The organism is Streptomyces sp. PA03-5A (assembly GCF_033792725.1).
Lineage (GTDB): Bacteria > Actinomycetota > Actinomycetes > Streptomycetales > Streptomycetaceae > Actinacidiphila.
The window spans coordinates 56,673-78,147 of the sequence record NZ_JARAVL010000009.1 but is presented as its reverse complement, the minus strand read 5'-3'; the positions used below and the strand labels follow the sequence as shown (position 1 = coordinate 78,147).

At 73.0% G+C, this 21,475-nt stretch carries 18 protein-coding genes and 1 pseudogene; 12 read left to right on the top strand and 7 right to left on the bottom strand.

The window, feature by feature from the left end; all coding sequences use genetic code 11:
• Positions 1 to 9 precede the first annotated feature (9 nt).
• Both PV410_RS13295 and PV410_RS13290 read right to left on the bottom strand, forming a co-directional pair.
• Entirely contained in the window at positions 10 to 777 is a 768-nt protein-coding gene (locus tag PV410_RS13295) for an SDR family NAD(P)-dependent oxidoreductase (protein WP_500324311.1), read from the bottom strand.
• Positions 774 to 2,114, bottom strand: a complete 1,341-nt coding sequence (locus tag PV410_RS13290; RefSeq protein WP_500324310.1) for an enolase C-terminal domain-like protein — start codon at positions 2,112 to 2,114, stop codon at positions 774 to 776. Before PV410_RS13290 ends, PV410_RS13295 begins: the two co-directional genes overlap by 4 nt.
• A 232-nt stretch (positions 2,115 to 2,346) precedes the next feature.
• Here PV410_RS13290 and PV410_RS13285 point away from each other — a divergent pair, with 232 nt between their 5' ends.
• From PV410_RS13285 to PV410_RS13275, 3 genes are read left to right on the top strand one after another with little or no spacing between them, the layout of a single operon-like run.
• Positions 2,347 to 3,399 carry a sugar ABC transporter substrate-binding protein gene (locus tag PV410_RS13285; protein WP_499510657.1) on the top strand — a complete coding sequence of 351 codons (1,053 nt, stop codon included), beginning with the start codon at positions 2,347 to 2,349 and terminating at the stop codon, positions 3,397 to 3,399.
• 34 nt (positions 3,400 to 3,433) lie between these two features.
• Positions 3,434 to 5,005 (top strand): sugar ABC transporter ATP-binding protein, encoded by a 1,572-nt coding sequence (locus tag PV410_RS13280; protein ID WP_500324309.1) that lies wholly within the window; start codon positions 3,434 to 3,436, stop codon positions 5,003 to 5,005.
• Positions 5,006 to 5,007: 2 nt separating this feature from the next.
• On the top strand, positions 5,008 to 6,054 hold the full coding sequence (locus PV410_RS13275; RefSeq protein WP_500324308.1) for an ABC transporter permease: 1,047 nt from the start codon (positions 5,008 to 5,010) through the stop codon (positions 6,052 to 6,054).
• A gap of 25 nt (positions 6,055 to 6,079) precedes the next feature.
• Here PV410_RS13275 and PV410_RS13270 read toward each other — a convergent pair.
• Together PV410_RS13270 and PV410_RS13265 are read right to left on the bottom strand one after the other, a co-directional pair.
• Positions 6,080 to 6,513: pseudogene (locus PV410_RS13270) on the bottom strand (nucleoside deaminase).
• Positions 6,514 to 6,515: 2 nt separating this feature from the next.
• Positions 6,516 to 7,361, bottom strand: coding sequence for a TIGR03619 family F420-dependent LLM class oxidoreductase (locus PV410_RS13265; RefSeq protein WP_500324307.1), 846 nt, complete (start codon positions 7,359 to 7,361; stop codon positions 6,516 to 6,518).
• Between the two features lie 93 nt (positions 7,362 to 7,454).
• On the opposite strand from PV410_RS13265, the gene PV410_RS13260 reads away from it, so the two are divergent.
• Positions 7,455 to 7,916 carry an Lrp/AsnC family transcriptional regulator gene (locus PV410_RS13260; RefSeq protein ID WP_500324306.1) on the top strand — a complete coding sequence of 154 codons (462 nt, stop codon included), beginning with the start codon at positions 7,455 to 7,457 and terminating at the stop codon, positions 7,914 to 7,916.
• A 2-nt stretch (positions 7,917 to 7,918) separates the two neighbouring features.
• A complete protein-coding gene (locus PV410_RS13255) occupies positions 7,919 to 8,296 on the top strand; it encodes a nuclear transport factor 2 family protein (RefSeq protein WP_500324305.1) in 378 nt (125 codons plus the stop codon).
• Between the two features lie 31 nt (positions 8,297 to 8,327).
• Here the strand turns inward: PV410_RS13255 and PV410_RS13250 are convergent, their stop codons facing one another.
• On the bottom strand, positions 8,328 to 10,385 hold the full coding sequence (locus PV410_RS13250; RefSeq protein ID WP_500324304.1) for a phosphocholine-specific phospholipase C: 2,058 nt from the start codon (positions 10,383 to 10,385) through the stop codon (positions 8,328 to 8,330).
• A 197-nt stretch (positions 10,386 to 10,582) separates the two neighbouring features.
• Here PV410_RS13250 and PV410_RS13245 point away from each other — a divergent pair, with 197 nt between their 5' ends.
• From PV410_RS13245 to meaB, 4 genes are all read left to right on the top strand, one after another.
• Positions 10,583 to 11,365 (top strand): potassium channel family protein, encoded by a 783-nt coding sequence (locus tag PV410_RS13245; RefSeq protein WP_500324303.1) that lies wholly within the window; start codon positions 10,583 to 10,585, stop codon positions 11,363 to 11,365.
• A 97-nt stretch (positions 11,366 to 11,462) separates the two neighbouring features.
• Entirely contained in the window at positions 11,463 to 13,355 is a 1,893-nt protein-coding gene (mutA, locus tag PV410_RS13240; RefSeq protein WP_500324302.1) for a methylmalonyl-CoA mutase small subunit, read from the top strand.
• Positions 13,355 to 15,556: a methylmalonyl-CoA mutase gene (scpA, locus tag PV410_RS13235; RefSeq protein ID WP_500324301.1), complete on the top strand. Its 2,202-nt coding sequence runs from the start codon at positions 13,355 to 13,357 to the stop codon at positions 15,554 to 15,556. Before mutA ends, scpA begins: the two co-directional genes overlap by 1 nt.
• A gap of 4 nt (positions 15,557 to 15,560) precedes the next feature.
• Positions 15,561 to 16,544, top strand: coding sequence for a methylmalonyl Co-A mutase-associated GTPase MeaB (gene meaB / locus PV410_RS13230; protein WP_500324300.1), 984 nt, complete (start codon positions 15,561 to 15,563; stop codon positions 16,542 to 16,544).
• Positions 16,545 to 16,562: 18 nt separating this feature from the next.
• Here meaB and PV410_RS13225 read toward each other — a convergent pair whose 3' ends face one another.
• Positions 16,563 to 16,850, bottom strand: a complete 288-nt coding sequence (locus PV410_RS13225) for a hypothetical protein (RefSeq protein WP_500324299.1) — start codon at positions 16,848 to 16,850, stop codon at positions 16,563 to 16,565.
• 177 nt (positions 16,851 to 17,027) lie between these two features.
• Between PV410_RS13225 and PV410_RS13220 the strand changes: the two genes are divergently transcribed.
• Positions 17,028 to 17,483 (top strand): hypothetical protein, encoded by a 456-nt coding sequence (locus PV410_RS13220; RefSeq protein ID WP_500324298.1) that lies wholly within the window; start codon positions 17,028 to 17,030, stop codon positions 17,481 to 17,483.
• Positions 17,484 to 17,855: 372 nt separating this feature from the next.
• Here the strand turns inward: PV410_RS13220 and PV410_RS13215 are convergent, their stop codons facing one another.
• Positions 17,856 to 18,665 (bottom strand): DUF6597 domain-containing transcriptional factor, encoded by an 810-nt coding sequence (locus PV410_RS13215; protein ID WP_500324297.1) that lies wholly within the window; start codon positions 18,663 to 18,665, stop codon positions 17,856 to 17,858.
• Between the two features lie 75 nt (positions 18,666 to 18,740).
• Between PV410_RS13215 and PV410_RS13210 the strand changes: the two genes are divergently transcribed.
• Together PV410_RS13210 and PV410_RS13205 are read left to right on the top strand one after the other, a co-directional pair.
• Positions 18,741 to 19,325 (top strand): TIGR03086 family metal-binding protein, encoded by a 585-nt coding sequence (locus tag PV410_RS13210; protein ID WP_500324296.1) that lies wholly within the window; start codon positions 18,741 to 18,743, stop codon positions 19,323 to 19,325.
• A gap of 115 nt (positions 19,326 to 19,440) precedes the next feature.
• Positions 19,441 to 21,462: an FAD-dependent oxidoreductase gene (locus tag PV410_RS13205; protein WP_500324295.1), complete on the top strand. Its 2,022-nt coding sequence runs from the start codon at positions 19,441 to 19,443 to the stop codon at positions 21,460 to 21,462.
• Positions 21,463 to 21,475 lie beyond the last annotated feature (13 nt).

The following is a 21,475-nucleotide window of genomic DNA, read 5'->3' as shown; positions in this document are numbered from 1 at the left end:
TCCGGGCCCTCACTTCCCGGCCGGGCGCAGCCGCAGCCCGGCCATGCCGCCGTCCACGGCGAGCGCGGTGCCGGTGACGGAGGCCGCGGCGGGGCTCGCCAGGTAGACGATGGCGGCGGCGACCTCGTCGGCGGTCACCAGGCGGCCCATCGGCTGCCGGGCGTCGAGGGCGGCGCGTTCCGCCTCGGGGTCGTCGGCGGCGTCCAGCAGCCGGGCCACCCACGGGGTGTCGGCGGTACCGGGGTTGACGCAGTTGACCCGGATGCCCTCGCGGACGTGGTCGGCGGCCATCGCCAGGGTCAGCGAGAGCACGGCGCCCTTGCTGGCGCTGTACAGCGCGCGCTGCGGCAGCCCGGCGGTGGCGGCGATGGAGCAGGTGTTGACGATCGCGGGACGGGCCGAGCGCCGCAGGTGCGGGAGCGCGGCGCGGGTGGTGCGCACGATTCCGAGCACGTTGACGTCGAGCACGCGGTGCCACTGCTCGTCGGGGTTGTCCTCGACGGTGCCCGCCGCCCCGATGCCCGCGTTGTTGACGAGGACGTCGAGGCCGCCGAGGGCTTCCGCCGCGCAGTCCACGGCGGCGCGGGTGGAGGCGTCGTCGCTGACGTCGGCCTTGAAACCCGTCAGGTGCGCCGGCAGTCCGTCCGGCGCCAGGTCCAGTACGGCGACGCGGGCGCCGCGCGCGGCCAGCAGCCGCGCGGTCGCCAGCCCGATCCCGGAGGCGCCGCCCGTGACCAGGGCCCCGAGGCCCTCCAGGTCGCGCAACTCCTCGCTCATGCCGTCCCACCTTCCTGCCGTGCCCGGTCGGCCACCCAGAACGTACCGTCGGGGTAGCGGTACGCGTCGATCGATTCCGGCCTCATCTGCGCGGAGAAGCCGGGCGCCACCGGAGCGGTGTAGTGGCCGCGGCGCATGACGACCGGCGTGGTGAAGTGTTCGTGGAGGTGGTCCACGTACTCGATGGAGCGGTCCTCGGTCGTGCCGGCCAGTGCCACGAAGTCGAACATCGACAGGTGCTGCACCAGTTCGCACAGTCCGACGCCGCCGGCGTGCGGGCACACCGGGACGCCGAAGGCGGCGGCCAGCAGCAGGATGGCCAGGTTCTCGTTGACCCCGCCGACCCGCGCCGCGTCGATCTGCAGCACGTCGATCGCGCCGGCCTGCAGCAGCTGCTTGAACACGATCCGGTTCTGCACGTGCTCGCCGGTGGCGACCCGGACCGGCGCGACCGCCTTGCGGATCGCGGCGTGGCCGAGGACGTCGTCGGGGGAGGTGGGTTCCTCGATCCAGTACGGGTCGAACTCGCCCAGCGCGGTGACCCATGCCACGGCCTCGGCGACGCCCCACCGCTGGTTGGCGTCGATCGCGATGCGCACGTCCGGGCCCACGGCGGCGCGGGCCGTGCGCATGCGCCGTACGTCGTCGCCCAGGTCGGCGCCGACCTTCAGTTTGATCTGGGTGAAGCCGTCGGCCACGGCCTGCTCGGCGAGGCGGGTCAGCTTCTCGTCGGAGTAGCCGAGCCAGCCGGGCGAGGTGGTGTAGCCGGGGTAGCCGTGCTCCAGCAGTTCGGCGGTGCGCGCGGCGGCGCCCTTCCGGCCCGCGCGCAACAGTTCCAGCGCGCGTTCGGGGGTGAGGGCGTCGGCGATGTAGCGGAAGTCGACCTGGGAGACGAGCCATTCGGGCTCGGCCTCGGCCAGCAGCCGCCACAGCGGAAGGCCCCGGCGCTTGGCGGCCAGGTCCCACACGGCGTTGACGACGGCTCCGATCGCCATGTGCATCACGCCCTTCTCGGGCCCCAGCCAGCGCAGTTGGCTGTCGCCGGTCAGGTCGCGGGCCACGGAGCCGGGGTCGGCGCACAGCTCCTCGACCGGCCAGCCGACGAGATGGGGGCGGAGTGCCTCGATCGCCGCGACCTGGACGTCGTTGCCCCGGCCGATGGTGAAGACGAAGCCGTGTCCTTCGTGGCCGTCGTCGGCATCGGTCCGCAGCACCACGTACGCGGCGGAGTAGTCGGGGTCCGGATTCATCGCGTCCGAACCGTCGAGCTCCCGTGAGGTGGGGAAGCGGATGTCGTGGGTGTCGATCGCGGTGATGCGGGCGGAGGTTGCGGACAAGTGGCTGCCTTTCACGCTCGGCCTGGCCAAGACATCGGAGGTCTCGCGCCACGGTGACTCTAGGCCTCCGGGACGGGGCTGGCAATCCATTCCTCGGATGTCTCGCCCCTCGAACTCCATTCGATCGTGTCCGTATAAGGGGTTGTCAGGGTCGCGGGACGGACTTACCTTCCTTTCGTCCGGGATACCTCGGATGAATCGCCCCGGCTTACCCGGACAGGGAGAACACGGCATGAAGCCCGCCCGCACGCGCTCCACCGCCGCGATCGCCGCGGCCGTTCTCGTCACGGCCGCGCTCGCCACCGCCTGCAACCGCGGCAGCACCGGCACCGCCGCCGGCTCCGGCGACGACAAGCCCGCCATCGGCATCGACCTGCCGCGCTCGGACTCCGACTTCTGGAACTCCTACGCGCAGTACGTCGAGAAGGGCATCGAGGACGACGGCCTGAACGCGCTGCCGCGGAGCAACTCGCAGAACGACATCACCAAGCTCGTCGCCAACGTCCAGGTCTTCCAGAACACCGGGGCCAAGGCCGTCGTGATGGCGCCGCAGGACACCGGCGCCATCGCCTCCACCCTCGACACCCTCGCCGGCAAGAAGATCCCCGTGGTCAGCGTGGACACCCGCCCCGACAAGGGCGACGTCTACATGGTCGTCCGCGCCGACAACAAGGCGTACGGCACCAAGGCCTGCGAGTTCCTGGGCGAGCAACTGGGCGGCAAGGGCAAGGTGGCCGAGTTCCAGGGCGCCCTGGACTCCATCAACGGCCGCGACCGCTCCGAGGCGTTCGCGGCGTGCATGAAGGAGAAGTTCCCCGGCATCACGGTCTTCGAGCTGCCCACCGACTGGAAGGGCGACGTCGCCTCCGCCAAGCTGCAGAGCCTGCTCGCCCAGCACCCCGACCTGAACGGCATCTACATGCAGGCGGGCGGTGTCTTCCTGCAGCCGACGCTGGCCCTGCTCAAGCAGAAGGGCCTGCTCAAGCCGGCCGGGCAGAAGGGCCACATCAGCATCGTCTCCAACGACGGCATCCCGCAGGAGCTGGACGCCATCCGCAAGGGCGAGATCGACGCCACCGTCTCCCAGCCCGCCGACCTCTACGCCAAGTACGCGCTGTACTACGCCAAGGCCGCCGCGGAGGGGAAGACCTTCAAGGCGGGCCCCACCGACCACGACTCGACGATCATCAGCATCCCCAACGGCCTGGAGGACCAGCTCCCCGCGCCGCTGGTGACCAAGGAAAACGTCGACGACAAGGCCCTGTGGGGCAACAACATCGGCTGACCGTCCGTCCGCACCCGAAGAACGGAAGACCACCATGGCGGACCCCGCCACCGCGCCGCCGGCCGTGGCCGAGGCGACCGGGATCAGCAAGCGGTTCGGCGCCACCGTGGCGCTGCGCGACGCGGGCATCTCGGTCGCCCCGGGCGAGTCGCACGCCCTCGTGGGCCGCAACGGCGCCGGCAAGTCCACCCTCGTCGGCATCCTCACCGGCCTCCAGCAGCCCGACGACGGCACCCTGCGCTTCTCGGGCGAACCGGCGCCCTCCTTCGGCGACACCGACGCCTGGCGCTCCAGGGTCGCCTGCGTCTACCAGCGCTCCACCGTCATCGGCGACCTCTCCGTGGCCGAGAACCTCTTCCTCAACCGGCAGAGCCCCGGCGCGCTGCGCCCCATCCGGTGGACGGCACTGCGCCGCCGGGCGGCCGAACTGCTCGGCGAGTACGGGGTCGACATCGACCCCGCCGCACGCGCCCGCGACCTCACGGTCGAGCAGCGGCAGTTCGTGGAGATCGCACGCGCCCTGTCCTTCGGCGCCCGCTTCATCATCCTCGACGAGCCCACCGCCCGGCTCGACGCCCGCGGTATCACCCGGCTCTTCGACAAGCTCCGCGACCTGCAACGGCAGGGCGTGGCCTTCCTCTTCATCTCGCACCACCTGCAGGAGGTCTACGACCTCTGCACCACCGTCACCGTCTACCGGGACGCCCGGCACATCGTCACCGCCCCGGTGGCCGAACTGGACCACGACGCCCTGGTCGAGGCGATGACCGGGGAGAGCGCCGCCGCGCCCGCGGCCGGCGGCCCGGCGGGCGGCCGGGCGGCGGCCACCGGCGGCGCGCCGCTGCTGGACGTGACCGGCCTGACCCTGCGCGGCGCCTACGCGGACGTCCGCCTGGAGGTCCGCGCCGGCGAGGTCGTCGGCCTCGCCGGGGCCACCGCCAGCGGAAACGTCCGGCTGGGGGAGACCCTCGCCGGACTGCACCGCGCCGACGCCGGGCGGATCACCGTCGCGGGCCGGGAGGTGCGCGGCTCCGGCGTCCCCGCCGCCCTGGCCGCGGGGGTGGGCCTGGTCCCCGAGGACCGCCACCACCAGGGCCTGGTCGGCACGCGCAGCGTGGCCGAGAACGCCACCCTCACGGTCACGGACCAGCTCGGGCCGTTCGGCACCGTACTGCCCTCGCGGACCCGCGAGTTCGCCGAGCGCATGATCAAGGACCTGGACATCAGGACGCCGGGCGCGGCGACCTCCGTCTCCGCGCTCTCCGGCGGCAACCAGCAGAAGGTCGTGGTCGCCCGTGCCCTGGCCACCGACCCCCATGTGCTGGTCGCGGTACGGCCCACCAACGGGGTGGACGTGCGGTCCAAGGAGTTCCTGCTGGGCAGGATCCGCAAGGTCGCCGACGACGGCCGGGCCGCGCTGGTCGTCTCCGACGAGCTGGACGACCTCAGGGCGTGCGACCGGATCGTGGCGATGTTCCACGGCCGGGTGGTCGCGGAGTTCGGCCGGGGCTGGCGTGACGAGGAACTGGTCGCCGCCATGGAGGGCGTGGCCGCCCGTCCCGCGCAGGAGCGGGACACCGAGCAGGAAGAGGAAGAGGAAGGGTAGCCATGTCCACCACCACTGACGTCACCGAGCCGCCGGCGCCCACCGCCGAGGCGGCCGCGGCCGGGACGCCGCGCCGCGTACCGGGCGGGCTCGCCCGCTTCCGCGAACTGTCCCTCGTCCCCGCCATCCTGGTGCTGGGCGTCATCGGCTTCATCGTCTCGCCGGCGTTCCTCACCTCCGACAACCTCATCGGGGTCGCCCAGCAGTCCACCGAGCTCAGCCTGCTCGTGCTGGCCCAGGCGCTGATCCTCATCGCGGGCCGGATGGACCTGTCGCTGGAGTCCACCATCGGCGTCGCGCCGGTCATCGCCGTCTGGCTCGTCCTGCCCTCGGCGGGCGGCCGCTTCAACGGACTGGAACTGCTGCCGGTCTGGACGGCGATACCGGTGTGCCTGCTGGTCGGCGCGGTCATCGGTGCCGTCAACGGCTTCTTCATCCTCAAGCTGCGGCTGAACGGCTTCATCGTCACCCTCGGCGCGCTCACCATGCTGCGCGGGCTGCAGATCGCCATCTCCGAGGGCCGTTCCATCGTGGAGCTCCCCGGTTCCTTCACCTACCTCGGCCACGCCTCCTGGGCCGGGGTGCCCGCCGCGATCTGGGTCTGCGCCCTGCTCTTCGCGGTCGGCGGCTGCGCGCTCGCCTGGCTGCGGCACGGCCGGGCGCTGTACGCGATCGGCGGCAACCCCGAGGCCGCGCGCACCGCGGGCATCCGGGTGGACCGGATCACCTGGGTGGTGCTCATCGTGGGCGGCGTGCTCGCGGCCTTCGCGGGCGTGCTCTACAGCGGGCACTACGGCTCGATCTCCGCTGACCAGGGCAGCGGCTGGATCTTCCAGGTCTTCGCCGCGACCGTCATCGGCGGGGTCAGCCTCAACGGCGGCCGCGGCACGCTCTTCGGGGCGCTGACCGGTGTCCTCACCCTGCAGCTGGTCGTGAACGTGATGACCCTGGCGGGCGTGCCCCCGCTGTGGAACCAGTTCCTCAACGGGGCCATCATCATCGTCGCCCTGATCATCTCCCGCTTCGCCTCGGGCGAGAAGCAGGAGTGAGGCCGCGGGGCGGGGGCCGGCGGGATCAGTAGTAGCCCTCGACCGGGACCCGGGCCTCGTCGTACAGGGCCGGGCCGTCCTGCGGCACGTGCGGGAAACCGGCCTTGGCGGCGGGCGACTTGAGCCCGGTGAGCTGGTCGGTGGACAGGGCGTAGACGACCCGGCCCAGGCCCGAGCGCTCGATGGCGCCCGCGCACATCCCGCAGGGCTGGCAGCTGGTGTACAGGGTGGTGGCGGCCGCGGTGGCCGGATCGAGCTCCCGGGCCGCCCACCGCGCCAGCTTCAGCTCGGGGTGGGCGGTGATGTCGTCGTCGCTCAGGCTGCTGTTGCGGTCCTCGGCGAGCACGGCGCCGTCCGGCCCCGCCAGCAGCGAGCCGAAGGGCGGGTTGCCGACGCACGGGCCTCCGCGGCCAGTTCGACCGCCCGGCGCAGCAGCCGGGTCGTCATCTCGTCGGTCATCGTCACTCCGTTCGTGAGCGGTGGGCGGCGACGGCCGCGAGCGCCTGCCACGCCGTCTGCGGGCGCAGGATCTCGTGGGGGTCGCCGTTGAAGGGGTCCAGGACGACGGTGTCCGCGCCGAGCGCCCGCAGTCCGTCGAGGTCGGCGGTGATCTGGTCGAGGGTGCCCTCGCCGGCGAGCCGGTCCGGCCCGGTCACCGGTCCCGGCGTGAGCCGCAGCGCGATGCGCGGCGCGAGTGCGGGTACGGGCCGTCCCTGCTCGCGGGCCTGAGAGGCGAGGTCGCCGACGGCCTCGCGCAGCCAGGGCAGGTTGAACCGCAGCGGATGCCACGCGTCGCCGACGCGGACCGCCCGCCGTCGTCCCGCCGTGCTGTTGCCCCCGATCCAGAGCGGCACGGGGCCGCCGGCGTAGTCCGCCTCGTCCTTCCAGGCCTCGCGCAGTGCCGCCAGGTACTCGTCCGTCAGCGCGCCGCGCCGCTCGTGGGGGACGCCGAGCGCCGCGAACTCCTGCCGCGCCCAGCCGACGCCCACGCCGAGCACCAGCCGCCCGCCGCTGAGCGCGTTGAGGTTCGCGGCCATCCGGGCGGTCAGCAGCGGATGCCGGTACGGCAGGATCAGCACCGTCGTCCCCAGCCGGATCTTGTCGGTGACGCCCGCGAGCCAGGAGAGGGTGGTGAAGGGCTCGTAGAAGGGTGCCGGGTACTGCTCCGCCACGTCCGGCGTCACCACGACGTGGTCGGAGACCATCAGCAGGTCGAAGCCGAGACCCTCCACCGTCCGCGCCCAGTCGCGCAGCACGCCGGGGTCGGTTCCGGGCCCGAAATTGGGGACGTTCACACCGATTCGCACTCCGTCAGGCTATCCAGCCGGAGGTCCCGCCTGGAAGGCATTCCTCGCGGTGTGGGCGACGCCCGGCCGTGGATCCGCCGGTATCTTCGCCGCATGGCCGAGAATCTCGACGCGACCGACTGGACGATCCTCACCGAGCTGCAGCGCGACGGCCGGGTGCCCTTCACCGAACTGGCCCGCCGGGTGAGCCTCAGCGCCTCCGCGACCACCGAGCGGGTCCGCCGGCTGGAGAGCCTGGGCGTCATCACGGGCTACCGCGCGGAGGTCGACCTCGGCAAGGCCGGCTACCCGGTCCTCGCGGTCGTCCGCCTGAAGTACCCCGGCAGCCGGCACGAGCCCCTGCACCGGCTGCTCGCGGAGCGTGCGGAGATCCTGGAGTGCCTGCGCACCACCGGGGAGGAGTGCTACGTGCTGAAGGTCGCCGCCGCGTCCATGGGCCACCTGGAGGAAGTCATGGACGAGCTGGCGCAGTTCGGGAGCGCGACGACCAGCGTCGTCTATCGGCAGACCCTGCCGTACCGGGGTCCCGGCGGCGCTCCTTCGGGCATGCTGTGAGCGTGGAGTCTGCGAAGGTCGTCGAAGAGCTGTGGCAGCGGATCCAGGCGCGCGACTGGGCCGGTGCCGGTGAACTGATCGCCGAGGACGCCGTGGTGGAGTGGCCCGTGAGCGGCGAGCGCATCGTCGGCAGGGCCAACTTCCTCGCCGTCAACAGCGAGTACCCGGAAGGCTGGTCGATCCGCGTCCTGCGGGTCGTGGGCGACGGCGACCAGGCCGTCTCGGAGGTCGAGGTGCCGCACGTGGACCTCGGGCTCTTCCACGCGGCGTCGTTCTGGACCGTCCGCGACGGGCGGATCGTCGCCGGACGGGAGTACTGGACGAGCCCGGGCGCCGACCCCCGCCCGGAGTGGCGCGCCCGCTACGTCGAGCCGATGTAGCGGGCGCGCGCCCTCGTACCGTGCGGGACGGTCAGCCGCCGATCGCCGGGTCGCTGGTGCTCTCCCGGCCCGTCTCGACGTGGCCGGCCAGCCGGCGCCGGAAGGTGCCGTCGTGGTCGGAGGTCACCGACAGGTCGTACCAGCCGTGGCTGCGGTGCGTCTCGGCCACGTGCACGACACGGGCGCCCGGACGCAGCCGGTGGGACGCCGGCTTGTGCTCGCCGTAGCCGTCCTTGACCGTGAGTGTGACCGTCGAGTGGCCCTGGTTGGTCAGGACCAGGCGCACGGCGCCGCTCCCGCCGTCGTGGCGGGCGCCGACCTCGGCACCCGCCGCCGCGGCCCGGCCGGCGAACCGGCGCAGGAAGCCGTTGGGGCCGTGCACGGTGAGGTCGTAGTCGCCGTGGGCGCCCGCGGCGACGTTCCAGGCGCCGGTGAGCGAGTGCCCCGACCCGACGGTGTACGTCCACGGACCGGAGGCGTCCGTCGTGGAGGTGACCAGGAAACCGGCGCCGGCCTCGCCGTGGGAGGCGAACTCGATCCGCAGCGAGCCCGCGGCGCTGACCGCGCCGTCGGCGGCGAGGTCGTACGGGACGGGCCGTGCGGGGCGCAGACCGCGCTCCTGACGGGGCAGCGAGCCCTTCGCGGGAGGGACCGGGGAGTAGTCGGGGTGACGGTCGCCGTCCGGCGGGAGGTAGCCGTCGGTGTCGGGCAGCCGCGGGGTGCGGCTGTCCTTGTGCCGGAAGTCGAAGGCCGTCGTCAGATCGCCGCAGACGGCGCGGCGCCAGGGGGAGATGTTGGGCTCGGTCACGCCGAAGCGGCGCTCCATGAACCGGATGATGGAGGTGTGGTCGAAGGTCTGCGAGCAGACGTAGCCGCCCTTGCTCCAGGGGTAGACGACGAACATCGGGACGCGCTGACCCAGCCCGTACGGACCCGCCGGGTGCCCGCTGTCGCCGGCGTACACGTCGCGGGTGACGTCGACGGTGGACGCGCCCTGTGCGGACGAGCCGGCCGGGAACGGCGGCACGACGTGGTCGAAGAACCCGTCGTTCTCGTCGTAGGTGATGAACAGCGCGGTCCTGCTCCACACCTCCGGGTCGGAGGTGAGCGCGTCGAGGACCTGCGAGATGTACCAGGCGCCGTAGTTGGCGGGCCAGTTGGGGTGCTCGGTGAAGGCCTCGGGGGCCACGACCCAGGAGACCTCCGGCAGCTTCCCTGCCTTGACGTCGGCGCGCAGGAGGTCGAAGAAGCCCTCGCCCTTGCGGGCGTCGGTGCCGGTGCGGGCCTTGTCGTACAGCGGGTCGCCGGGCTTGGCGTTGCGGTACTGGTCGAAGTACAGCAGCGAGTTGTCGCCGTAGTTGCCGCGGTAGGCGTCCTCGATCCAGCCCCAGCCGCCGGCGGCGTCCAGGCCGTCGCCGACGTCCTGGTAGATCTTCCAGGAGACCCCGGCCTTCTCCAGCCGCTCGGGATAGGTCGTCCAGGAGTAGCCCAGTTCGTCGTTGCCGAGGACCGGGCCGCCGCCCTTGCCGTCGTTGCCGGTGTGGCCCGTCCACAGGTAGTAGCGGTTGGGGTCGGTGGATCCCATGAAGGAGCAGTGGTAGGCGTCGCAGATGGTGAAGGCGTCGGCGAGCGCGTGGTGGAACGGGATGTCCTCACGGGTCAGGTGCGCCATCGTCGTGGCGGACTTGGCCGGGATCCACTGGTCGTACCGGCCCTTGTTGAAGGCGGCCTGGGTGTCCTTCCACCCGTGCGGCAGGTCCTCAAGGAAGGCCAGACCGAGGTCGTCGGCGTCCGGGTGGAAGGGCAGCACCTCCTTCGTGCCGTCCGACTGGTGCCAGACCGGCTTGCCGCTCGGCAGCGTCACGGGGTGCGGGTCCCCGAACCCCCTGACGCCGCGCAAGGTGCCGAGGTAGTGGTCGAAGGAGCGGTTCTCCTGCATCAGGACCACGATGTGCTCGACGTCCTTAAGGGAACCGGTGGTCCTGTGCGCGGGTATCTCCGCCGCGCGGGCGATGCTGGTGGACAGCGCGGTCAGGGCGGCCGTACCGCCCGCCAGTTGCATGAACCTTCTGCGGTCAAGGGCGTTCATGAAGGGCCTGTCTCCCGGAAGATGCGATGGGCCGTCGGATGTGTGGAGCCGTCAGCTTCCTCAACTTGTCCGAACAAGTGGGGGCCAGTACGCGAACCGTTCGGGAAACCTGCCCCAACCGGGCCACGGTCGGCGGCGCCGTGACCTGGCCTGCCGTGCCGCTGAGGGCGTGCGGGGAGAGCGTGCACACTGAGCCCATGAACCGTCTCGAACGCTGGGAGCAGCAGACCAGGGCGCCGCTGCTCGCCCTGGCCGTGGTGTTCGGCGCCGCCTACGCCCTGCCGATCCTGGTGCCGGCCGCCGACCCCTCGCTCATCACCACCGCGCACTGGACGGAGCGCACGGTCTGGGCCCTGTTCGCCGCCGACTACGTGGTCCGGCTGGGGCTGAGCGAGCGTCGCTGGGAGTTCGTCAAGCGCCAGCCGCTCAGCCTGGCGGTGGTCGTCCTCCCGCTGCTCCAGCCGCTGCGCCTGCTGCGGCTGGTCTCCGCGCTCTTCCTGGTCGGCCAGCGGGTGCGGATGGCGGCTCAGGTGCGCCTGACGACGTACGTCGTCGGTGCCGTGCTCGGGCTGCTGGCGTTCGGATCGGTCGCCGTCCTCGAGGTCGAGCGCAACTCCCCGCACGGCAACATCCGCACCATCGGCGACGCCCTGTGGTGGTCCTTCACCACGATGACGACCGTGGGCTACGGGGACCACGCCCCCACCACCGGCGTCGGCCGGCTGATCGCCGTCGGGCTGATGCTCTCGGGCATCGCCCTGCTCGGTGTGGTCACCGCCAACATCGCCGCCTGGTTCCTGGCCCGCTTCCAGGAGGACGAGGAGGAGAACCGGCGGGTCCAGGAGGTCACGGAGGAGCTGCTGCGGGAGGTCCGTGAGCTGCGCCGCCAGGTGGCCGACCTCACGCAGGCCACGGCCGCCGCCCGCGCCGGGGCGTCCGGGCACCTCGCGAACAGCGCGGTCGAACAGGGCGTCGAATAGGGCATCGCGTCCGAACGGATCAAGGGCGCACGGGAATGGGCTAGGTCACAGGTGTGCCCCCTGCTGCTCACCTGCTCACGGGCACTAACCTCTGAGCATGACGGTCCTGCCTGATGACGGGCTTTCTCTGGCCGCCGAATTCCCGGATGCGACCCACGAGCAGTGGCGGCGCCTCGTAGAGGGCGTCCTGCGCAAGGCGGGCAAGGACGTCTCGGGTCAGGCGGCGGAGGACGCTCTGTCCACCACCCTCGAAGACGGGCTGACCACGCGCCCGCTGTACACCGCGCCCGACGCGCCCGACGCCTTCGGCGACCGCGTCGGCCTCCCCGGCTTCGCGCCCTTCACCCGGGGCGGCGCCCCGGCGGGCGGCGTCCTCGGCGGCTGGGACGTGCGCCAGCGCCACGCCCGGCCCGACGCGGCCCGCGCGAACGAGGCGGTGCTCGCCGACCTGGAGAACGGCGTCACCTCCCTCTGGCTCGTGCTCGGCGACGCCGGGCTCCCGGTGTCCGCGCTCGGCGCGGCCCTGGACGGCGTCTACCTCGACCTCGCCCCGGTCGTGCTCGAGGCGGGTGCGGACTTCGAGGCCGCCGGGCAGGCGCTGCTCGCGCTGTACGACGAACGCGGCGTGGCCCGTCGGGCCGCGCGCGGCAACCTCGGCGCCGACCCCCTCGGCCACGTCGCCCGCACCGGTGACGCCGACGCGCTCGCCGCGCACACCGCCGCCGCCGCGGGGCTGGCCCGCCGGGCCCACGAGCAGTACCCGGGGCTGCGCGCGCTGACCGTGGACGCCCTGCCGTACCACGAGGCGGGCGGCTCGGCCGCCGAGGAACTCGGCGCCTCCCTGGCCACCGGTGTGGCCTACCTGCGGGCGCTCACCGAGGCCGGACTGCCGGTCGACGCGGCCTGCGGTCAGCTGGAGTTCCGCTACGCCGCCACCGCCGACCAGTTCCTGACGATCGCCAAGCTGCGCGCGGCGCGCCGGCTGTGGGCCCGCGTCGCGCAGGTGTGCGGCGCGACCGCGGCGGCGGGGCAGCGCCAGCACGTCGTCACCTCGCCGGTGATGATGACCCGCCGTGACCCGTGGGTGAACATGCTGCGCACCACCGTCGCCACGCTGGGCGCCGGTGTCGGCGGCGCGGACTCGGTCACGGTGCTGCCGTTCGACCACGCGCTGGGCCTGCCCGACGCCTTCGCGCGCCGCATCGCCCGCAACACCTCCACCATCCTCCTGGAGGAGTCCCACCTGGCCCGGGTCGTCGACCCCGCCGGCGGCTCCTGGTACGTGGAGCGCTTCACCGACGAGCTCGCCGGGGCCGCCTGGGCCTGGTTCCAGGAGCTGGAGCGCGCCGGCGGACAGGCCGCCGCCCTCGCCTCCGGCCTGGTCGCCGACCGCCTGGCCGCGACCTGGGCCAAGCGGGCCCAGGCGCTGGCGAAGCGCCGCGAACCGATCACCGGCGTCAGCGAGTTCCCGTTGCTGTCCGAGGCACCCGTCGAGCGCGACCCGGCCCCGGCCGCGCCCTCCGGAGGGCTGCCGAAGGTCCGCCGCGACGAGGCCTACGAGAACCTGCGCGCCCGCTCGGACGCCCACCTGGCCGCGACCGGGTCCCGCCCGAAGGTCTTCCTGGCCGCCCTCGGTCCCGCCGCCGCGCACACCGGCCGCGTCACCTTCGCCGCCAACCTCTTCCAGGCCGGCGGCGTCGAGCCCGTCCACGACCCGGTGGCGGTCGACGCCGCGACCGTGGCCGAGGCCTTCGCCCGCAGTGGTGCGCAGATCGCGTGCCTGTGCTCCAGCGACGCGCTGTACGAGGAGCGTGCCGCGGACGTCGCCGCGGCGCTGAAGGCCGCGGGCGCGGGCCGGGTGTTCCTGGCCGGGCGTCCGGGCGGGCACGAACAGGCCTACACGGCGGCCGGCGTCGACGGCTTCGTCTTCGCGGGCGGCGACGCGGTCGCCGTCCTGACCTCCGTACTCGACCGGATGGGAGTGGCGTGATGCGGATCCCGGACTTCTCGGAGATCGAGCTGGGACCGGGCGCCGGGAACGGCGCCACCGAGGAGCAGTGGCGCGCCGCGGTCAAGGAGACCACCGGCCGCGGCGCCGAGGACCTGGTGTGGGAGACGCCCGAGGGCATCGGCGTCCAGCCGCTCTACACCGGTCGCGACCTGGAGGGCCTGGACTTCCTGGGCACCTACCCGGGCATCGCGCCGTACCTGCGCGGCCCGTACCCGACGATGTACGTCAACCAGCCCTGGACGATCCGGCAGTACGCGGGCTTCTCCACCGCCGAGGAGTCCAACGCCTTCTACCGGCGCAACCTCGCCGCCGGCCAGAAGGGCCTGTCGGTCGCCTTCGACCTGCCCACCCACCGCGGCTACGACAGCGACCACCCGCGCGTCACCGGCGACGTCGGCATGGCGGGCGTCGCCATCGACTCGATCTACGACATGCGGCAGCTCTTCGACGGCATTCCGCTGGACCGGATGACCGTGTCGATGACGATGAACGGCGCCGTGCTGCCGGTGCTGGCGCTCTACATCGTGGCCGCGGAGGAGCAGGGCGTACCGCCCGAGAAGCTGGCGGGGACCATCCAGAACGACATCCTCAAGGAGTTCATGGTCCGCAACACCTACATCTACCCGCCGAAGCCCTCGATGCGGATCATCTCCGACATCTTCGCGTACACCTCGCAGAAGATGCCGCGCTACAACTCGATCTCCATCTCCGGCTACCACATCCAGGAGGCCGGGGCCACGGCCGACCTGGAGCTCGCCTACACCCTCGCCGACGGCGTGGAGTACCTGCGCGCCGGGCTCGGCGCGGGCCTGGACGTCGACGCCTTCGCGCCGCGGCTGTCGTTCTTCTGGGCGATCGGCATGAACTTCTTCATGGAGGTCGCCAAGCTGCGCGCGGCCCGACTGCTGTGGGCCAAGCTGGTCAGGCAGTTCGAGCCGGCGAACGTGAAGTCCCTTTCGCTACGCACCCATTCGCAGACCTCCGGCTGGTCGCTGACGGCGCAGGACGTCTTCAACAACGTCACGCGCACCTGCGTGGAGGCGATGGCCGCCACCCAGGGCCACACCCAGTCGCTGCACACCAACGCCCTCGACGAGGCGCTGGCGCTGCCCACGGACTTCTCCGCGCGCATCGCCCGCAACACCCAGCTGCTGCTGCAGCAGGAGTCGGGCACCAACCGGGTCATCGACCCCTGGGGCGGCTCCGCGTACGTGGAGAAGCTGACGTACGACCTGGCGCGGCGCGCGTGGCAGCACATCCAGGAGGTCGAGGCCGCCGGCGGTATGGCGCAGGCCATCGACGCGGGCATCCCCAAGATGCGCGTCGAGGAGGCCGCGGCCCGCACCCAGGCGCGCATCGACTCCGGCCGGCAGCCCGTCATCGGCGTCAACAAGTACCGGGTGGACAGCGACGAGAAGATCGAGGTCCTCAAGGTCGACAACTCCTCCGTGCGCGCGCAGCAGATCGCCAAGCTGCGCCGGCTGCGCGAGGAGCGCGACGAGGCCGTCTGCCAGGACGCGCTCGCCGCGCTGACCACCGCCGCCGAGCGCGGCGCGGGTCAGGGTCTGGAGGGCAACCTGCTGGCGCTCGCGGTGGACGCGGCCCGCGCCAAGGCCACCGTGGGCGAGATCTCCGACGCCCTGGAGAAGGTGTACGGCCGGCACGCCGGGCAGATCCGTACGATCTCGGGTGTGTACCGGAACGAGGCAGGGGAGTCGCCGTCCGTGGACCGCACCCGCGCGCTGGTCGACCGCTTCGAGGAGGCGGAGGGCCGCCGTCCGCGCATCCTCGTCGCCAAGATGGGCCAGGACGGTCACGACCGCGGGCAGAAGGTGATCGCCACCGCCTTCGCCGACCTCGGCTTCACGGTGGACGTCGGGCCGCTCTTCCAGACCCCAGCCGAGGTCGCCCGGCAGGCGGTGGAGGCCGACGTGCACATCGTCGGTGTCTCCTCGCTCGCGGCCGGCCACCTCACGCTGGTGCCCGCGCTGCGCGAGGAACTGGCGGCCGAGGGCCGGGAGGACATCATGATCGTGGTCGGCGGCGTCATCCCGCCGCAGGACGTCCCCGAACTGCTCGGCATGGGCGCGGCCGCGGTCTTCCCGCCCGGCACCGTCATCCCCGACTCGGCGTACGACCTGGTCACGCGGCTGGCCGCCGCGCTCGGCCACGAACTGTGAGCCCATGCCTCCCCCCATCGACCTGGACGCGTACGTCAAAGGCGTGCTGGACGGCTCCCGGGCCTGGATCGCCCGCGGCATCACCCTGGTGGAGTCGTCGCGGCCCGACCACCGGGAGCTCGCCCAGCGGCTCCTGACCGAGCTGCTGCCGCACGCGGGCAACGCCCGCAGGATCGGCGTCAGCGGGGTGCCGGGGGTGGGCAAGTCCACCTTCATCGACGCCTTCGGCACCCTGCTCACCGGGCTCGGCCACCGGGTCGCGGTGCTCGCCGTCGACCCGTCGTCCACGCTGACCGGCGGCTCCATCCTGGGCGACAAGACCCGGATGGAACGGCTCGCGGTGGACCGTTCGGCCTTCGTGCGGCCCTCGCCCTCGGCCGGGACGCTCGGCGGCGTGGCCAAGGCGACCCGGGAGTCCATGGTCGTGGTGGAGGCGGCCGGCTACGACGTGGTGCTCGTGGAGACCGTGGGTGTCGGACAGTCCGAGACCGCGGTCGCGGGCATGGTCGACACCTTCCTGCTGCTGACGCTGGCCCGGACCGGTGACCAGCTCCAGGGCATCAAGAAGGGCGTGCTGGAACTCGCCGACGTCATCACCGTCAACAAGGCCGACGGCCCGCACGAGCGCGACGCCCGCGCCGCCGCGCGTGAACTGTCCGGCGCCCTGCGGATGATGACCCCGGTGGACGCCGGCTGGACCCCGCCCGTGCTGACCTGCAGCGCCCGCGAGGGCACCGGCCTCGACACCCTGTGGGAGCGGCTGGAGCAGCACCGCACGCTGCTGGAGTCCACGGGCCGGCTGGCCGCCAAGCGGCGCGACCAGCAGATGGAGTGGGCCTGGAGCATGGTCCGCGAGGAACTGCTGGGCCGCCTGCGGGGCCACCCCGAGGTGCGCAGGCTGACCCCGGAGATCGAACGGCAGGTCCGGGAGGGCACGCTGACGCCCACCCTGGCCGCCGCGCGCATCCTCGACGCCTTCTCGGGCTGAGCCCGCAGACCCTTGGGCTCACGCCGCCCGGGCCTGGTCCCGGGGCACGGCGCACCGCCCCGCCGACCACAGCGCACCGGGCATGTTGCAGTCCGGGCCGACCTGGTGGCGGTCGACGTAGGCGAACAGCCGCCGCGCCTCCGCCATGTGGCCCGGGCACGCGAACGAGCCGTGCCCGGGGAGCCATTGGATGTGCCACCGTGCGGGCTCCCCGCACGGCTGCGTCGCGCCGGTCGCGACACGGCCGCACGGCGTCATGCCGTCGACGGGGATCGGGGTGAGCCGGGGCGTGATGGGACCGGTCATGGGGCAGGCCTCCTCTGCCGCGTGACGCGACGTGACCTGTGTGCGTGTGGGGGGATGAGCCGCTTGTGCGCACTCGATGTCGGTATGCCCCGTCGTGGCCGCCTCCGACGCATGTGCGAGGGTCAGGAGTTGGTAACCCTGCCGCCCCGGGGCGGGGGAGGCGGCCACCATGCGGGTATGGACGACCAGGGTGGGGCTCCGGTAGCGGTGTGGCGGGTGGGCGGGGCGGCTCGTGCGGCGGGCTTCCTGCTCCCGGCGGTCCTGGGCGTGAAGGCGCTCGTCGGCTGGGCCGGCTGGATCTCCTCGCCGGAAGCGGCGACGGCCCGGTCGGCCGGGCTGTCGTCGGGATTCGCCGTCGGCGTCTCGTTGTTCTTCTGGTGGTTCGTCCACAGGGTCCGGCTCGAGGTCGGCCCGGCCGGGATCGTGGCGGTCAATCCGTGGGGCACCCACCGCCTGGGGCTGGACGAGGTGGCTTGGGTGCGGCTCGGTGCCTGGGGTGCGGAGTTCCATCACGGGGACGGCTTCAAGACCACGGCGTACGCGCTCAGCGAGCTGGCCGCAGGCACGTCGCAGGTCCGGCGTTTCGCCGAGCTGCAGGCCGTTCTGGGAGCGGGCCCCGAGGCCGGGGACTGACCGGGCGGGCCGGGCGGGAGGCAGCGGCGCGGGTGCACTCCGGAGCGCCGGCCCGCTCCGGTGACCGTTGCGCCGTCCGGCGTGCCAGGGGCCCCGGGGTGGGGCCGGGCCGGTCGTGCGGTGCCCGCGGGGTGCCGGGCACGGGTGGCGGCGGGTGCCGGACTGCTGCGCTGTGGCCCCGTGGGGAGCTGTGCCGTCGGGCTGGTCCCGGGCCCCGGGGCGGTTGAGCTGGTGGTGCTGCGCCTGCGGGGCCGCTGCGCGGCGGTGTTCGGCGCGGCGGTGGTGGCCCTTCGCGGAGGGAGACGCCTGGCTCGGCTGGGCCCGCGGGTGGAATCGGGCCGGGCCGGTCGTGCGACGCCCGTGGGGCGCCGGTCAGCTCGCGTAGGCGGTCGGCGGCACGCCCACGGTCGCAGTGAAGTCCCGCACCAGATGGGCCTGGTCGCTGTAGCCGAGCTCCGCGGCGAGGGCGGCCCAGTCGACGGACGCCTCGGACTCGGCGCGCTCCAGGGCCTCGTGGATGCGGTAGCGGAGGATGACCCACTTCGGGCTGACGCCGACGTACGCCGCGAACAGCCGCTGCAGCGAGCGGGCCGTCATGCCCTCGGCGCGGGCGAAGTCCTCGACCCGCAGGATGGACCGGTCGTGGCGGATGCGGTCGGCCAGCGCCGTCGCGAGGGCCGCCTGCGGGTCGGGGGCAGGGGAGAGGGACAGCAGGAAGGCGTCGAGGGCGGCCACGCGGGCGTCCTCGTCCTGCGGGCCGAGCACCGCGCCCGGCGCGGCCTCGTGGCCGGGCAGCGCCTCGTCCAGGAGGACGCGCCGGCCCGTCCAGTGCGACACCGGCACCGTGGGTGCGAACGGCCGGAAGCCGCCGGGCCGGAACTGGATGCCGCAGACGCGTCCGGTGGCCTCCAGCTTCTGCGTGAACAGCTCGAGCCCGATGCCCGCGACCTCGCCGAAGTCGGGGGTGGTGCCGTGGCGCTGGAAGACGATGTTGACCGAGGGATGCGGCACGACGTGCGAGGCGTACGGCTCGGCGAGGTCCCAGTCGATCAGCCAGTAGTGCTCCAGGTACGGCCGCAGTGCGGGCGCGGGCGCCCGGCGCCGGAAGCGGACGCGGGCGAAGAGTTCCGGGGCGTCGACGATGCCCCGGGTGTCGTGGCGCGGGCTGTCCGGACCTGCCATACCGGCGATCCTACGGGGCGCCCCTGTCGCATTTCTTCAAGCCGCCGGGGCCCGCCCCGCCCTAGCGTCGGCCCCATGACGACGAGGACCGGTGAACTGCTCGCCGCGGCCCGCGACCGGGCCCTGCCCCTGGTGCGTGCGCTGCCCGACGAGGCCCTGGACGCGCCCACGCCGTGCGCCGAGTACGACGTGCGGAGCCTGCTCAACCACCTCTTCCACGTGGTCGTGGGCTTCCAGGCCCTCGCGGCCCGTGGGGAGGCCGACTTCTCGGTCACCCCGGACCGTCTCTGCGCTTACGGCGAGGGCTGGCGGGCGCGCTTCGAGAAGGAGACGGAGTTGCTGGTCGAGGCCTGGGCGGCGCCGGGCGCCGACGAGGGCGTGGCCGGGTCGATGAACCTGCCGGCGCGCACCGTCGGTGCCATGGCCCTGCTCGACCTGACGGTGCACCCCTGGGACCTCGCCCGTGCCACCGGGCTGCCGTTCACGCCGCACGACGAGGGGCTGCGGGCGCTGGAGGAACTGGTGGCCGCGATGGGGCCGACCGCCCGGAAAATGGGGGTCTTCGGCGAGCCCGCGCCGGTGCCCGCCGGGGCCTCCGCCTTCGAGGCACTGCTGGCGGGGACGGGCCGCGATCCGCGCTGGAGCCGCCCGGCGGCATAGCGCCGCGCAGTGCGGCGTAGCGCGGAACACTTTTGCAACTGGTTGCATAATCGCCCTCGGGTGGTCTACAAAAGTCGCGAAGACACCGCGCGCCGCCGCCCGAGGAGACCCCGCGATGAGCCCGTACCCGCACCTGCTGAGCCCGCTCGACCTCGGCTTCACCACCCTGCCGAACCGGGTGCTCATGGGCTCGATGCACATCGGGCTTGAGGAGGCCGAGCGCGGCTTCGAGCGGATGGCCGCGTTCTACGCCGCCCGGGCCCGCGGCGGCGTCGGCCTCATCGTGACCGGCGGCATCGCCCCCAACGACCGGGGCCGTCCCTATCCGGGCGGGGCCCGGATGACCACCGAGGCCGAGGCGGCGCAGCACGCCGTCGTCACCGACGCCGTGTACCGCGCGGGCGGCCGCATCGCGATGCAGATCCTGCACTTCGGCCGGTACGCGTACCACCCCGACCTGGTCGCCCCGAGCGCACTGCAGGCACCGATCAGCCCCTACGTCCCGCACGCCCTCACCGACGAGGAGGTCGAGGAGACCGTCGAGGACTTCGTGCGGGCGGCCGCGCTCGCGCAACGGGCGGGGTACGACGGCGTCGAGATCATGGGCTCCGAGGGCTACCTGATCAACGAGTTCATCGCCTCCGCCACCAACCACCGCGACGACCGCTGGGGCGGCTCCTACGAGAACCGGACCCGCTTCCCGCTGGAGATCGTCCGCCGCACCCGTGAGCGGGTCGGACCCGACTTCATCATCGTCTACCGGTTGTCCATGCTGGACCTGGTGCCCGGCGGGTCCACCCTGGAGGAGGTCGTCTCCCTCGCCAAGGAGATCGAGGCGGCCGGCGCGACGATCATCAACACCGGCATCGGCTGGCACGAGGCCCGCATCCCCACCATCGCCACCTCCGTCCCGCGCGGCGCGTACACCTGGGTGACGAAGAAGCTGATGGGCGCGGTATCGGTGCCGCTGGTCACCAGCAACCGCATCAACACCCCCGAGGTGGCGGAGCGGTTGCTCGCCGAGGGCGCCGCCGACATGGTGTCGATGGCCCGCCCGATGCTCGCCGACCCGGACTTCGTCGCGAAGGCCCGCGAGGACCGCGCGGACGCCATCAACACGTGCATCGGCTGCAACCAGGCGTGCCTGGACCACACCTTCAGCGGCAAGCTCACCTCCTGCCTGGTCAACCCCCGGGCCTGCCACGAGACCGAACTCGTCCTCCTCCCCACCCGCCTGCGCAAGAACGTCGCCGTCGTCGGCGCCGGGCCCGCCGGGCTCGCCTGCGCCGTCGCGGCGGCCGAACGCGGCCACGCCGTCACCCTCTTCGACGCCGCCGACCGGATCGGCGGACAGCTCAACATCGCCCGCAAGGTGCCGGGCAAGGAGGAGTTCGACGAGACGCTGCGGTACTTCCGCACCCGGCTCGCCGAGGAGGACGTGCAGCTGCGTCTGGGCACCCACGTCACGGCGGAGTCCCTGGCGGACCAGGGCTTCGACGAGATCGTCCTGGCCACCGGCGTCACCCCGCGCACCCCGGAGATCCCCGGCGTCGACCACCCGAGCGTGCTGAGCTACCTCGACGTGCTGCGCGACGGCGCCCCGGTCGGCGAGCGGGTCGCCGTCGTCGGCGCGGGCGGCATCGGCTTCGACGTCTCGGAGTTCCTCACCGACGGCGGCGAGGGCGCGAGCCGGGACCCGGAGACGTACTTCCGCCAGTGGGGGGTCGACACCGACTACCGCGCGCCCGGCGGGCTGCGCGCGCCCGAGCGGCCGCGGCCGCCGCGCACCGTGCACCTGCTGCAGCGCAAGACCACCAAGGTCGGCGCGGGGCTGGGCAAGACCACCGGCTGGATCCACCGCACCGAGCTCAAGCACCGCGGCGTCACCATGGTCGCGGGCGCCGTCTACGAGCGCATCGACGACGAGGGCCTGCACATCACCGTCGACGGCGAGCGGCGGACCGTGCCGGTCGACACCGTCGTCCTGTGCGCCGGTCAGGAGCCGCGCCGCGACCTGTACGAGGCGCTGCGCGCGGCCGGGCACTCCGTGCACCTCATCGGCGGCGCCGACGTCGCGGCCGAGCTGGACGCCAAGCGCGCCATCCGCCAGGGCACCGAAGTGGCCGCGGCGCTGTGACCCCGGCCCGTCC

What these genes read in the sequence shown, in the direction of transcription:
- PV410_RS13295 (WP_500324311.1), bottom strand. Translation starts at nt 777, where the DNA reads ATGAGCGAGGAGTTGCGCGACCTGGAGGGCCTCGGGGCCCTGGTCACG.
- scpA (WP_500324301.1), top strand. Translation starts at nt 13,355, where the DNA reads ATGCGGATCCCGGACTTCTCGGAGATCGAGCTGGGACCGGGCGCCGGG.
- meaB (WP_500324300.1), top strand. Translation starts at nt 15,561, where the DNA reads ATGCCTCCCCCCATCGACCTGGACGCGTACGTCAAAGGCGTGCTGGAC.
- PV410_RS13260 (WP_500324306.1), top strand. Translation starts at nt 7,455, where the DNA reads ATGGCCGAGAATCTCGACGCGACCGACTGGACGATCCTCACCGAGCTG.
- PV410_RS13225 (WP_500324299.1), bottom strand. Translation starts at nt 16,850, where the DNA reads ATGACCGGTCCCATCACGCCCCGGCTCACCCCGATCCCCGTCGACGGC.
- PV410_RS13220 (WP_500324298.1), top strand. Translation starts at nt 17,028, where the DNA reads ATGGACGACCAGGGTGGGGCTCCGGTAGCGGTGTGGCGGGTGGGCGGG.
- PV410_RS13285 (WP_499510657.1), top strand. Translation starts at nt 2,347, where the DNA reads ATGAAGCCCGCCCGCACGCGCTCCACCGCCGCGATCGCCGCGGCCGTT.
- PV410_RS13250 (WP_500324304.1), bottom strand. Translation starts at nt 10,385, where the DNA reads ATGAACGCCCTTGACCGCAGAAGGTTCATGCAACTGGCGGGCGGTACG.
- PV410_RS13280 (WP_500324309.1), top strand. Translation starts at nt 3,434, where the DNA reads ATGGCGGACCCCGCCACCGCGCCGCCGGCCGTGGCCGAGGCGACCGGG.
- PV410_RS13210 (WP_500324296.1), top strand. Translation starts at nt 18,741, where the DNA reads ATGACGACGAGGACCGGTGAACTGCTCGCCGCGGCCCGCGACCGGGCC.
- PV410_RS13215 (WP_500324297.1), bottom strand. Translation starts at nt 18,665, where the DNA reads ATGGCAGGTCCGGACAGCCCGCGCCACGACACCCGGGGCATCGTCGAC.
- PV410_RS13205 (WP_500324295.1), top strand. Translation starts at nt 19,441, where the DNA reads ATGAGCCCGTACCCGCACCTGCTGAGCCCGCTCGACCTCGGCTTCACC.
- PV410_RS13245 (WP_500324303.1), top strand. Translation starts at nt 10,583, where the DNA reads ATGAACCGTCTCGAACGCTGGGAGCAGCAGACCAGGGCGCCGCTGCTC.
- mutA (WP_500324302.1), top strand. Translation starts at nt 11,463, where the DNA reads ATGACGGTCCTGCCTGATGACGGGCTTTCTCTGGCCGCCGAATTCCCG.
- PV410_RS13275 (WP_500324308.1), top strand. Translation starts at nt 5,008, where the DNA reads ATGTCCACCACCACTGACGTCACCGAGCCGCCGGCGCCCACCGCCGAG.